This window comes from Lysinibacillus sp. FSL R5-0849 (genome assembly GCF_038595075.1).
In the GTDB taxonomy this organism is placed as follows: Bacteria; Bacillota; Bacilli; order Bacillales_A; family Planococcaceae; genus Lysinibacillus; species Lysinibacillus fusiformis.
On sequence record NZ_CP152004.1, the window covers coordinates 963,470 to 976,758 of the forward strand.

Sequence of the window (13,289 nt, forward strand, 5' to 3'; positions counted from 1 at the left end):
GTTTATATGACTTTTTTTATAATACTTGGTTATGTATCATTAGCATTTAGGATTTATTCATTTATGCTAATTGCATATATCTTAATGTCTTGGGTGCCTGCCGCTCAAAATTCAGCCATTGGACGAATGCTTGAAAAAGTGTGTGAGCCTTATTTGGGGATATTCCGAAAGTTTATCCCACCGCTTGGTATGATTGATATTTCACCAATTGTGGCAATCTTTATGCTGAATTTTATTGAAAGAGGACTTGTGATAGTCATTCAGAAATTATTTCTTATGTTCGTATAAATATAAAATCCTCACGTTTTAGTGGGGGTTTTTTATTTATATTGAAAATAGAGGAAAAGCAGACGTCGCGAATTTTAAAGTGGCTATTCGAGTGAACTCGAAAAAATTTTAATGCCATGATGTCAAAGTACCAATGATTGGGAATACTATGTTTATCCAATCCATGAGGCAAATAGGAACGATGAAAGAGGAGACAACGAGATGGAGCACTTGATTCAGCATTTTCGGAAAGATGAGCAACCTTTTATTGAACAGGTATTAAGCTGGCAGCGGGAGGTAGAGGATCGCTATGCACCTAAGCTGACTGATTTTCTTGATCCAAGACAGCGCTTTATAGTGACATCTATTATTGGACAGGATGACTCAATGAATACATTATGTGCGGGGTTATTTAATGAGGCGGAGAGACAACGTATGCTCATTTATCCAGCCTACTATGAGCCTACAGATAAAGACTTTCAACTGACAGCTTTTACACTTCAGTATCCCGTTAAATTTATACAATTACGCCATCCTGATGTTTTAGGAGCCTTGTTATCATTAGGGTTAAATCGTAGTAAATTCGGTGATATTCGCGTGAGTGAGCATCAAATCCAATTTGTCGTTGCAAAAGAAGTGGCAGAATATGTCCGTTTACATTTAACAGGCATTGGTAAAGTAAAGGTACATGTTGAATCCCTTAAAGAACAGGAGCCTCTCCTTATTAATGAAGATGAATGGCTGGAGGAATCTCACACGGTTACCTCCATGCGATTAGATGTTATTATTGCAACCGTTTTGAAAGTGTCTCGTCAAAAAGCACAAGCTTTAATTACTGGTAAAAAAGTGCGTGTCAATTGGACAGAGCGTGATGCCGTTGCTTTTGAATTACAAGAAGGGGATATTTTATCGATAAGAGGGAGCGGTCGTTTGAAAATAATTATGACAGAAGGCCGTACAAAAAAAGATAAAATCCGTCTACAAGTCGGTCGATTGGCTCAAAAAAGCTAAAAGAAAAGTAAATTTCATTATTTTATACTGCTAAGTTGTCGGAAGAATTGTATAATAGGAATTACGAATGTACACGAAAAGGAGAGAAGGATAGTATGCCATTATCACCTATTGATATACATAATAAGGAGTTTACAAAAGCTTTCAGAGGATATGCTGAAGATGAAGTAAATGAATTTTTAGATCAAATCATTAAAGACTATGAAATTTTGCTGCGTGAAAAAAAAGAGGTTGATAAGCAACTAGAAATGGCCTTAGAGCAAGCGAGGCATTTTAGCTCTTTAGAAGAAACATTACAAAAGTCTATTGTGGTTGCACAAGAAGCTGCAGATGAAGTACGTAGAAATTCTCAAAAAGAGGCAAAGCTTATTGTCAAAGAAGCAGAGAAAAATGCTGATCGAATCGTTAATGATGCTTTAACGAAAGCACGTAAGGTTACAATTGAAATTGATGAACTGAAAAAACAATCTAAGGTGTTCCGTAATCGTTTCAAAATGCTTGTTGAAGCCCAGCTTGATTTATTAAATGCTGACGATTGGGAGCATTTGCTTCAGTATGATATCGATTTAACAGAAATTCAGGCTTCTGTAGATGAAGCGCAAGAAGCAGAAGATATGTAACTCTCCTTTTCATGGAGAGGATCAAATTTAAATGAAACTTGACGCGATTGTTTGAATTTCATATACTTTGTTATAGCAATTATTTTGTACAGACATATGCATAGAAGCAGAGACGAAGACAGTATTTGTTAGGCGTGGTGAAGCGATTTGGGGATAGTGGAAGCCCAAACAAGCAACTAACAATGAACATCACTTCTGAGCTAAATAACTGAAAAAAGTAAGTTATTTCGTGATGCACGACGTTAATGTGCTTGAAAGAGGTAGTGCAACCTATTTGGATTGTGCTACAAGTAGGGTGGTACCGCGAGTAGAAGCTTCTCGTCCCTTAGTGGATGAGGGCTTTTTTTATTTGTCCGCGAATTGTTTCAGAAAAGTTAGCCCATAACTGTCGTATGAGAAGAGTGTCGTTATGCTTGATGTAAAATAAAGGAGGATTTTTTTATGGTGGAATACAAAGATACTTTATTAATGCCAAAAACGGATTTCCCAATGCGTGGAAATTTACCAGCAAATGAACCAAAAATGCAAGATAAATGGAATGAGATGGATATTAACAAATTACAGATGGAGCGTACGGAAGGTCGTCCTGAATATGTACTTCATGATGGCCCTCCGTATGCAAATGGTGATATTCATATTGGACATGCATTGAATAAAGTATTAAAGGATATGATTACACGTCATCGTTCAATGACTGGTTACCATGTTAATTATATTCCTGGCTGGGATACGCATGGTCTACCTATCGAACAAGCATTGACAAATAAAGGTGTCAAACGTAAAGAAATGTCAGTAGCAGCTTTCCGTCAACTTTGTGAAGAATATGCATATGAGCAAATTGACAATCAACGAAATCAATTCCGTCGTTTAGGGATCCGTGGTAATTGGGAAAATCCTTATATTACATTGAAACCTGAGTTTGAAGCTCGTCAAATTGAAGTATTCGGAAAGATGGCGGAAAAAGGATATATTTATAAAGGTTTAAAACCAGTATATTGGTCACCGTCTTCTGAATCTGCTCTTGCTGAAGCAGAAATTGAATATAAAGATATTAAATCGCCTTCCATTTATGTAAGCTTTGCTATTAAAGATGCAAAAGGTGTTGTACCAGCAGATGCTAAATTTGTTATTTGGACAACAACTCCTTGGACATTACCAGCAAACTTAGGGATTTCTTTAAATCCTGAGTTCGTTTATGTTGTCGTTGCAGTAGCAAATAAAAAATTCATCATTGCAAAAGATTTATTAGAAACTGTGGCAACTGCTCTTGAATGGGAAGCATATGAAGTTGTTCAAGAAGTGAAGGGTGAAGCATTAGATCGTATTGTCGCTCAGCATCCTTTCTATGATCGTGATTCACTTGTAATGGTAGGGGAACATGTTACTGCTGACGCAGGTACTGGCTGTGTTCACACAGCTCCAGGACACGGGGAAGACGATTATCATATTAGTAAGCAATATGGCTTAGACATTCTTAGTCCACTTGATAACAGTGGCTGCTATACGGATGAAGCACCTGGGTTTGAGGGTGTCTTTTATAATGATGCCAATAAACTAGTGACAGAAAAGCTAAAAGAAGTAGATGCATTAGAAAGTCTTGGTTTCATTTCACACTCATACCCACATGATTGGCGTACAAAAAAACCAGTTATTTATCGTGCTACACCGCAATGGTTTGCGTCTGTTGAAGCGTTCCGTGGAGAGCTATTAGAGGCTGTTAAAGCAACTACATTTACACCAGCTTGGGGAGAAACACGTCTTTACAATATGATTCGTGACCGTGGAGATTGGGTAATTTCTCGTCAGCGTGCTTGGGGCGTACCAATTCCAATTTTCTACGCTGAAAATGGTGAACCAATTATTACACCTGAAACAATTAGCCATATCTCAGCACTATTCCGTGAACATGGCTCAAATATTTGGTTCCAAAAAACAGCAAAAGAGTTGTTACCAGAAGGCTTTACACATCCGGGTAGCCCGAACGGTGAATTTACAAAAGAAAATGATATTATGGACGTATGGTTCGACTCAGGTTCTTCACACCAAGGTGTACTTGTAGAACGTGGCATGAAATACCCTGCTGATCTATATTTAGAAGGCTCTGACCAACACCGAGGATGGTTTAACTCTTCACTTATTACATCAGTAGCTATTAATGGCTTAGCACCATATAAAGGACTTTTAACGCATGGTTTCGTTCTTGATGGTGAAGGTCGTAAAATGAGTAAATCATTAGGGAATGTCATCATTCCACAAAAGGTAATGGATCAATATGGAGCAGATATTCTTCGTCTATGGGTTGCTTCTGTAGACTATACTGCTGACGTGCGAATTTCTATGGATATGTTGAAGCAAGTATCAGAAGTATATCGTAAAATTCGTAACACTTTCCGTTTCCTACACGGCAATATTGCTGATTTCGATCCAACAAAAGATCGTGTAGCCTACGCAGAGCTTCGTGAAATGGATCAATATGTGTATATGCGTTTACAGGATGTCCTAAAAACTGTACGTGCTGCATATAATCGTTATGATTTTGCTGCTGTTTATCATGTTGTGAATAATTTTGTAGCAGTAGAGTTATCTTCATTCTATTTAGATATTGCAAAAGATGTAGTTTACATCGAAGGTTCTGACAACAAAGATCGACGAGCAATGCAAACAGTTATTTATGATACATTAATGACTTTAGTTAAAATTATGACACCAATCATCCCTCATACTACAGATGAAATGTGGTCATACTTACATGCTCAAGGTATTGTAGAGGAAGCTTCTGTTCAATTAACGGACTTCCCAATGGAAAATGTACAAGCTAATTTTGAAAATCTTCGTGCAAAATGGGAAAAAATCATTGATGTACGTGATGATATTTTAAAAGCATTGGAAGAAGCTCGTAATGCTAAAACGATTGGTAAGTCTCTTGAAGCAAAAGTAACAGTATATGCAAAAGAAGATATAGTATCATTATTGAACGATGCAAACATTGATTTTGCACAACTATCTATCGTTTCTGCTTTTGAGGTAGCTACAATTGAAGAAGCACCAGCAGATGCTTTGGTACTTGAACATGTATCCATTGTTGTTGAAAAGGCTACAGGTGAGAAGTGTGAACGTTGCTGGTCTATTACGGAAACAGTTGGTGCGAATGAGGCACATCCGACAGTTTGTGCGCGCTGTGCAGAAGTAGTAGAAAAATATTACGCGTAAGTGGAATCAGTGAATAATAAGAATCTGCTTTCTATGTAGCTTATAGGCAAGTCTCCTTTAAGGGGCTTGCTTTTTTCATGTGGTTTTTGCAGATTCTCGAAAAACTACATCCTATTTAAACAAAATTTCTTTCGTATTGCGGTAGTCTGTTGGCGATATTCCAACATATTTTTTAAAGGTTAGACTGTAATAATTCGGTGTATTGAACCCACAGGTAGAGGAGATTTTATCAACCGTATAATCAAACTTTCGTAAAAAGGGTAAAGTTTTGATAATACGTGTAAAGGCAACATAGTCAACAAAATTGCGACCCGTTTCTCTTTTAAATAGCCTGCTAAAATGTGTTGGGCTAAAGCTTATATATTTCGCAACTTCACTTATAGAAAGCTGTTCGTCAAAATGCTCCTCTATAAATTGAATGGCTTTTTGAAGCTGTGGGTGCTTCGTTAAATCTTCGTAATACCGTATATGAATGTTCAATAGGCGGTTTTCTTCGAGCTTTTCGTGCCTGAGTATAGGATTCCTTCACTTGCATAGCATCCTGAAATACTCCCCCAACCCCCATGAAAAGGTGGATACAATGGTCCTTTTTTAGTGTCTCGATGACCTCTAATAAAGATGCTTTGCCCTCTGACCAATGCTTGAATGAGTTATAGTCTTTTGGAATTCGCAAAAGAAGAAGTAAATAGCGTTCAAAATGTAAAAAGGACAACGGCGCTTTATCGGCAAATTTCTGCTGAATAACAGTTGTGATAATGCTACACGCATCTTGTGGATGAGCTCTCTGTTCATTTACATCAATATAGCCTTGTATTAAGAACACCATATTAGGAATACAGTTAGTCGATAAAAAGGATGCAGATTGTATGATTTCCTGTTCATTATCGATCTCACCGCGTATCAGACGTTTTAAAAAAGCTTCTCGGAAAGGAGAAGTTTGATGTTGGGAAATTTGTTGTGTCAGTTCGAGCATGGTAAGTGTGCTACCCTTTTTCTCCTGATAGGAAGTGTGTAACTTTTTTACAATTCGTAAAAATTTTGATTTTTGTAATGGTTTGATGAGAAGTGCAGGTAAAACTAATTCAATTGCTATACCAGTCGAGTAGGTGAGGTGTTCTGTAACAATTGGGACAATTATACTATTAGGATAATTTCTTTTTAGTCGCTTAATCTTCACCCAATCAAATAACCGATTGACTTCATAGACAATAAGGGTGTCATCTTCTGGTTTTGGCTCTTTACACTCCATTAAAGCGTTTGGTAAAACTTCTTCTAACCAATCTCTCATTTGTTGCTTATCCAATGAGCTTTCCATAAACCATACCACCTTTAAAATGCTACCAACCCCCAAGAATAAAAATGTTAGAAATATTTTAACTTAAAATAGCATTTTTTTGTACTAATACAGCAATATTTTATATCTATATTGAGGCTGAAATAGAATAAAATAATTGTAGTGAATAATAATTTTAAATTTCAGATAATTGTTTACTGATACAAATAAAGGGGGAGTTGGCTATGGCAGAAGTAGGAAGTCATGATTATGAATACGTGGAGGCAGGCACTATTGATGTAAAGGATCTTCCACCTCTAGATGCGGAGACAAATAAAATTATGAAAGATGAATTTACAACGGGTTTAGGCTTATCGGTATTTTATTTTATATTAATTTTTAGTATCCCTGTTATGAATTGGTTTGCACCAGCATTTGCCTTTAAGAAAATGTGGGGTGGCATGACGGTAACTTGGTTTGTGACAACTGTTGTCATGATGGCGATGGCATTTATTATCGCTTATGTGCATACTGCCATGTACGAAAAACGCCTGAAAAAATATGATTTAGCCAATAAGTAGTTGAAACAAGGGGGATGAGTTGAATGATGGGAGCTCTTTTAGAACCAAAGATGTTAATGACCATTGCATTAATGGGAACGATTGTATACATTACGTATTTAACAAAAAGAAATGCAACTGCATCGGATTTCTTTGTAGGAGGAAGAAGCTTTGGCTGGTTTACAAATGGTTCTGCAATCGGTGGGGATTATTTAAGTGCAGCCACATTCCTCGGTATTGCGGGTTTAACATTTCAACTAGGATATGACGGGGCTTATTATGCTTTTTGTTTCTCAATTGGTTTAACCTTATTAGCTATATTTGTAGCAGGCCCTTTGAGACGATTTGGTGCATTTACGGTAGCGGATTTTTTGGGCTATCGTTTTCATAGTAAACGAGCACGACTAGTAGCGGTTGCAGTAGTATTAGCAATTTCAGGCTTTTATGCAGCTCCGCAACTATTAGGCGCTGCTCAAATTTTAAGTATGTTTTTCGGCACTTCCTATGAATTTGGTATTATCTTTACATGTGTTGTCATGATTTTTTATGTAGGTATTGGTGGTATGAAAGGAACAACCATTAACCAAGCTTTGGAGCTGTGGATTCGTCTTGGTGCATTTATTGTGATGCTAGTAGCAGCGGTATACAGTGGCTTGCATTACGATAAAATTCTTGCAGCTATTAATTCCTTTAGCGGTCCTATTACGGGCACATCCCCATATGCTTTAGATGGGAATGATGTTATTTTTGATGGTGCCGCATGGACAGGGACAGGCTTTTATTTCCCAACATTTTGGCAAACGATTAGCATGACGATTGGTTTAGCTTTAGGAACGATTGGACTTCCTCATATTTTATTGCGTTTTTATACGAATCCAAGTGCTAAAGCAGCTCGAAAATCCGCGCTGATGGCTATTGGGATTGCTAGTACATTCTTTTTATTAGCGGTTTATTTGGGTGTTGTTGGTCGTTCAATTTTCATTTCGGGAACAGCGAGTGAAGAGGTTATGCGTGATCTTGTACTGGGCGGAAACAACATGGTGATACCGACTACAGCGCTAGCTCTAGGTGGTAAATGGTTGCTTGGCTTAGTTATAGCGGGGGCATTTGCAGCTATATTCTCCAATCTTTCAGGGCTCTTTATTACAAGCTCTGGGGCACTTGCTCATGATTTGTATGCTAACATTATGAAAAAGGACATTACGCAAAAACAGCGCGTCATTGCTGGGAAATTTGCTATCGTCCTATTGGGTATTTTATATGGGGCCCTGGGGCTTCTTGTTAAGGATGCATCTATCGGTCATTTAGTGGCGCTCGCCTTTACAGTCGCAGCAAGTACATTTACGCCAATATTCATTTTAGGTATTTGGTGGAGAGGCATGACAGAAAAAGGAGCCATTGCGGGATTACTTATTGGACTTGCTGTGTCCATGTGGATGATTTTTTTACCAGGAACTTTACCGAGTTTCTTACAGTTTAAAATTCCAGGGATTGTGACGGTTCCTGTCGGTTTCTTATCAGTGATTATTGTGTCACTATTAGATCGAAAGGTACCTGCTGATGTCAATGATTTTATGAAGCGCGTCCATTCAAAAGAATCTGAAACAGTATAAAACTAGAAGTTTGGCTATTTCTATTGCTCAAAAAGTGATAGAGATAGCTTTTTTGTATTTTCAAGAGATTTGGAATCCGCCATATTTTGATGTGATATTAGTTATTGTCAATGGTGCTGATATGGTAGAATAGGTTAGATGTTGAGCGAACGGAGGAATGTTTGTGTATAAATATTATGGATTGGCTGCCTTTGTCGTCTTATTGGACCAATGGACAAAGTGGTTGATTGTGAAAAATATGGAGTATGGTGAACGTATTGCTGTATTAGACCCATGGTTTGGCATTTTGTCTCATCGTAACAGAGGTGCAGCATGGGGGATGCTAGAAGGGCAAATGTGGTTGTTTAGTATCGTAACAGTTGCCGTTATCTGTGCCATTGTCTATTTTTATCATAGAGAGGCAAAAGGGAAGCCAATTTTTCAAGTGGGCTTAATGCTATTACTTGGTGGAGCAATAGGGAACTTTATCGATCGTATATTTAGAGGAGAAGTGGTCGATTTTGTAGATGTTTTAATTCCAATTATTAAGTATGATTTCCCAATTTTTAATGTGGCAGATGCTGCATTGACGATTGCTGTTGTTATACTTATGATTGGCTTAATTATGGAAGATAAAAAAGAGAAGAAACAGGTGAAACAATGACGCAAGTAACATATACAATCGAAGAACAACAGCAAGGAGAGCGCATTGATAAAGCACTTTCAAGCTTACAATCTGAATGGTCGCGCACGCAGATTGGGAACTGGGTTAGTGACGGAAATATCAAAGTAAATGGCGATGCTGTGAAACCAAAATATAAGGTAAAAGCGGGGGACGTTATTGCTATTGATGTACCAGAAGCTGAACCGCTTGATGTAATCGCAGAAAATCTAGCACTTGATATTGTTTATGAGGATGCTGATGTTCTTGTTGTGAACAAACCAAAGGGTATGGTCGTTCATCCAGCACCAGGGCATTTGACAGGCACGCTAGTAAATGGGTTAATGTATCAATGTAAAGATTTATCGGGGATCAATGGGATTATGCGTCCAGGTATAGTCCACCGTATTGATAAAGATACATCCGGCTTATTAATGGTTGCCAAAAACGATGTAGCTCATGAATCATTAGTGGATCAGCTAGTCAATAAAACTGTTACTCGTAAATATATTGCTCTTGTACATGGGCATATTGCACATGATAAAGGGACTATTGATGCGCCAATCGGTCGTGATCAGAAGGACCGTCAGAAGCAGGCTATTGTTGATAATGGTAAACATGCAATAACTCATTTCCATGTGGTAGAGCGCTTTGGTGATTATACGCTTGTAGAGTGTCGTCTAGAAACAGGACGAACACATCAAATTCGTGTGCATATGAATTATATCGGCTTCCCGCTTGTTGGAGATCCAAAGTATGGACCGAAAAAGACAATTGATTTTGGTGGACAAGTTCTTCATGCAGCAACGCTAGGCTTCAATCATCCTTCTTCAGGTGAATACTTAGAGTTTGAAACACCACTTCCTGCTGATTATGAGCAATTATTAAATGAATTACGAAATAAGCATTGACGTATACGCAAAGAAAGTCTATACTAACGACAGTGAATGAACAACCTAACTAAATATTCACCTTTAATAGCAGTCCAGAGAGGCTGAGAAGGGTCATGTGATAGTGTTGCAAAAAATTTGTGCTGCAAATTTTTCAACATGCTTTTTTAACACGTATACAACCCTCTCAGGCTATTCGCCTCGAGAGGTTTTTTTATGGACATATGGCCACATTAGATGGTAGAGAGGAGGAAACGAATTTGGCTCAAAATGAATTGTTAGATGGTCCTTCAATGGCACGAGCATTAACACGTATTGCTCATGAAATTATTGAACGTAACAAAGGAATTGATGAATGTATTTTAGTTGGCATTAAAACACGAGGTGCCTTTCTAGCCAAACGCTTGGCACAACGAATTGAAAAGATCGAAGGTAAACCGATTCGTACTGGCGAGCTTGATATTACACTTTACCGCGATGATTTAACAATGAAGCATGAAAATGAACAAGCACATGTTGAGCAAGTTGACATTGAGCATGAAGTGAAAAATCAAAAAATTATTTTAGTCGATGATGTTCTTTATACAGGACGAACAGTTCGCGCAGCATTAGACGCTGTCATGGATTTAGGAAGACCTGGACAAATTCAACTAGCTGTTCTAGTTGATAGAGGTCATCGAGAGCTACCAATCAGAGCAGATTACGTAGGGAAAAATGTTCCGACTTCTGGCTCTGAGCGCATCATTGTCAACTTACAAGATGTGGATGGAGAAGATTGCGTTATTATTTATAAAGAAGACGAACAATAAAGTGAGGAAACAAAATGTCAAATGCAGTATTAGATATTAAGGATAAACCAACCCCACTTCAGCTAGTGACATTAAGCTTCCAGCATATGTTTGCGATGTTTGGTTCAACAATCTTAGTGCCACAGTTAGTAGGTCTTAGCCCTGCAATTGCCCTTTTAACAAGTGGGATTGCAACAATATTCTTCCTATTAATTACAAAATTTCAGGTACCGGCTTACTTAGGCTCCTCCTTTGCCTTTATTGCTCCCATATTATTGGCGGCAGGCGGTTTGAACGAGGATGGCTCCAGTGTAAACCCAGGAAATGCCATGATTGGCGCAATGGCTGTCGGAATCACCTACGGAATCGTATCCTTAATCATTTGGAAAAGTGGTTATAAGTGGATCATGAAAATTTTACCACCGATTGTAGTTGGACCAGTAATCATGGTTATTGGACTAGGCCTATCGGGGACGGCCGTGAATATGGCGATGAATGTCAATGGGGAGTATAGCTTTTTACACTTCTCAGCAGCTTTAGTCACAGTGTTTACAGCGATTATCTTCACGATTTTCTTTAAAGGAATTTTAAGTACAATGCCAATTTTGATGGGCTTGATCGTAGGCTATGTTTACTCCATGATTGTCGACATTGTAGATTATACACCGATTGCCAACGCAAAATTCTTTGCTATGCCAGACTTCTTGCTACCCGGTGTCCATTATGAATTTGAAATCACAACAAAAATTCTACTTGTCATGGTACCAATCGTGATTGTAACGATATCTGAGCATATTGGTCATCAGCTTGTATTAGGGAAAGTAGTTAACCGTGATTACATTAAGGAACCTGGTTTACACCGCTCCCTACTAGGTGATGGACTTGGCACATTCGTAAGTGCGCTAATCGGTGGTCCCCCTAAGACAACTTACGGTGAAAATATTGGGGTTCTAGCAATTACTCGTGTTTATAGTGTGTACGTTATCGCAGGTGCTGCAATAGTAGCCATCTTACTATCATTCTTCGGGAAAGCAATGGCAGTGATTGCAACTATTCCAACCGCAGTATTAGGTGGGGTGTCCATCTTACTCTTCGGTATTATCGCAGCTAGTGGTTTACGAATGCTAGTAGATAATCATATTGATTTCGGGAATAGTCGTAATCTAGTAATTGCTTCAGTGATTTTAGTCATAGGGATTGGCGGAGCGAAGTTCGTCATTTCAGAATCATTGAGTATTGAAGGAATGGCACTAGCCGCTATCATCGGTGTGCTATTGAATGCCCTATTACCAGGTAAGAAAGAAGCCGAAAAACCTGTACCATACAATCAAAATGAAAATTCATAGTAGTACCTTTTAATGAATTGTCCAGAGAGGCAAAAAAAGGGACGTTGTGGATAGACTAAAGTAAGGATGATTCCCTGCTGTAGTTTGTCACGCCTCCTTATGCCTCGTTGATGACATCAACGGGGCTTTTACTTTATGAAAAGAACGTCATACATAGACGTTCATGACACACAACCTTATGGGGGTCACATGATGAAGAACTTATTATCGATGGAACATTTAACAACAGAAGAGATTAACCACATCCTAGATCTTGCGCAAGCGTTTGAAAATGGTGAAACATCATCGTTATCTCGGACATACAACGTTGCCAACTTATTTTTTGAACCAAGTACACGGACAAAATCAAGCTTCGAAATGGCTGAGCATAAAATTGGCTGTCATATCATCCCTTTCGACGCTGGATTTTCGAGTGTGACTAAAGGGGAGACATTGTACGATACGGTCAAAACTTTAGAAATGATTGGTTTAGATGCAGTCATTATTCGAGCGGCAGAAGATGAATATTATAATGAGCTACTAAATGGTATTAATGTAGCTATCATCAATGCAGGAGACGGCGCAGGTCAGCATCCATCCCAATCATTATTGGATCTATATACGATAAAAAAAGAGTTTGGTTATTTTGAAGGGTTGAATATTACGATTGTTGGGGATATCTCACATAGTCGAGTCGCAAAATCAAATGCCCATGCATTACAACGTTTAGGGGCAAATGTTCACTTCCTTTGTCCAGAAGAATGGTCAGGAGGATTTGAAGCTCATCATTCTTGGGATGATTTAATCGAGAATAGCGATGTCATTATGCTATTACGTGTGCAACATGAACGTCATAAAGTAAATAAAAGCTTTTCGAAAGAAGGCTACCATCAAGAATACGGCTTAACAATGGAACGAGAAAAGCAAATGAAAGAATCAGCTATTATTATGCATCCAGCACCAGTGAATCGTGATGTAGAAATTGCTACTGAGCTTGTAGAGTGTGGACGTTCTCGAATTTTCGAGCAGGTACGAAATGGAGTCTACACACGGATGGCCATTGTGGAAACCATTTTAAGGGGGAGAGAATAA

13 protein-coding genes and 1 other annotated feature are annotated in these 13,289 nt (G+C 38.3%); of the genes, 11 read left to right on the top strand and 2 right to left on the bottom strand.

Annotation, left to right across the window (positions count from 1 at the left end):
* Positions 1-6: 6 nt before the first annotated feature.
* From MKY80_RS04485 to ileS, 4 genes are all read left to right on the top strand, one after another.
* The gene (locus MKY80_RS04485) at positions 7-288 is read left to right on the top strand and encodes a YggT family protein (protein ID WP_008173852.1); all 282 of its coding nucleotides are present in this window, start codon (positions 7-9) and stop codon (positions 286-288) included.
* 201 nt (positions 289-489) lie between these two features.
* Positions 490-1,278 carry an RNA-binding protein gene (locus MKY80_RS04490; RefSeq protein WP_342532203.1) on the top strand — a complete coding sequence of 263 codons (789 nt, stop codon included), beginning with the start codon at positions 490-492 and terminating at the stop codon, positions 1,276-1,278.
* Positions 1,279-1,373: 95 nt separating this feature from the next.
* Positions 1,374-1,898, top strand: coding sequence for a DivIVA domain-containing protein (locus tag MKY80_RS04495; RefSeq protein WP_008173848.1), 525 nt, complete (start codon positions 1,374-1,376; stop codon positions 1,896-1,898).
* 100 nt (positions 1,899-1,998) lie between these two features.
* Positions 1,999-2,227, top strand: a binding site (T-box leader).
* Between the two features lie 112 nt (positions 2,228-2,339).
* On the top strand, positions 2,340-5,108 hold the full coding sequence (gene ileS, locus MKY80_RS04500; protein ID WP_342532205.1) for an isoleucine--tRNA ligase: 2,769 nt from the start codon (positions 2,340-2,342) through the stop codon (positions 5,106-5,108).
* Between the two features lie 111 nt (positions 5,109-5,219).
* Here the strand turns inward: ileS and MKY80_RS04505 are convergent, their stop codons facing one another.
* Positions 5,220-5,588 (bottom strand): AraC family transcriptional regulator, encoded by a 369-nt coding sequence (locus tag MKY80_RS04505; protein ID WP_342532207.1) that lies wholly within the window; start codon positions 5,586-5,588, stop codon positions 5,220-5,222.
* Complete coding sequence (locus tag MKY80_RS04510; RefSeq protein WP_342532209.1) at positions 5,503-6,423, bottom strand: AraC family transcriptional regulator; 921 nt, start codon at positions 6,421-6,423, stop codon at positions 5,503-5,505. The genes MKY80_RS04505 and MKY80_RS04510 overlap by 86 nt, the downstream gene beginning before the upstream one ends.
* Before the next feature lie 203 nt (positions 6,424-6,626).
* Between MKY80_RS04510 and MKY80_RS04515 the strand changes: the two genes are divergently transcribed.
* The 7 genes from MKY80_RS04515 (at position 6,627) to MKY80_RS04545 (ending at position 13,289) form a co-directional block, all read left to right on the top strand.
* The gene (locus MKY80_RS04515) at positions 6,627-6,962 is read left to right on the top strand and encodes a hypothetical protein (RefSeq protein ID WP_036123805.1); all 336 of its coding nucleotides are present in this window, start codon (positions 6,627-6,629) and stop codon (positions 6,960-6,962) included.
* Positions 6,963-6,985: 23 nt separating this feature from the next.
* Positions 6,986-8,554 carry a cation acetate symporter gene (locus MKY80_RS04520; RefSeq protein WP_342532213.1) on the top strand — a complete coding sequence of 523 codons (1,569 nt, stop codon included), beginning with the start codon at positions 6,986-6,988 and terminating at the stop codon, positions 8,552-8,554.
* 163 nt (positions 8,555-8,717) lie between these two features.
* Positions 8,718-9,197 (top strand): signal peptidase II, encoded by a 480-nt coding sequence (lspA, locus tag MKY80_RS04525; RefSeq protein WP_025113863.1) that lies wholly within the window; start codon positions 8,718-8,720, stop codon positions 9,195-9,197.
* Positions 9,194-10,105 (top strand): RluA family pseudouridine synthase, encoded by a 912-nt coding sequence (locus MKY80_RS04530; protein WP_342532215.1) that lies wholly within the window; start codon positions 9,194-9,196, stop codon positions 10,103-10,105. The genes lspA and MKY80_RS04530 overlap by 4 nt, the downstream gene beginning before the upstream one ends.
* Before the next feature lie 203 nt (positions 10,106-10,308).
* Positions 10,309-10,893, top strand: coding sequence for a bifunctional pyr operon transcriptional regulator/uracil phosphoribosyltransferase PyrR (gene pyrR / locus MKY80_RS04535; protein ID WP_051582350.1), 585 nt, complete (start codon positions 10,309-10,311; stop codon positions 10,891-10,893).
* Positions 10,894-10,907: 14 nt separating this feature from the next.
* Entirely contained in the window at positions 10,908-12,218 is a 1,311-nt protein-coding gene (locus MKY80_RS04540) for a solute carrier family 23 protein (RefSeq protein ID WP_090001931.1), read from the top strand.
* Positions 12,219-12,410: 192 nt separating this feature from the next.
* Positions 12,411-13,289: an aspartate carbamoyltransferase catalytic subunit gene (locus MKY80_RS04545; protein ID WP_342532994.1), complete on the top strand. Its 879-nt coding sequence runs from the start codon at positions 12,411-12,413 to the stop codon at positions 13,287-13,289.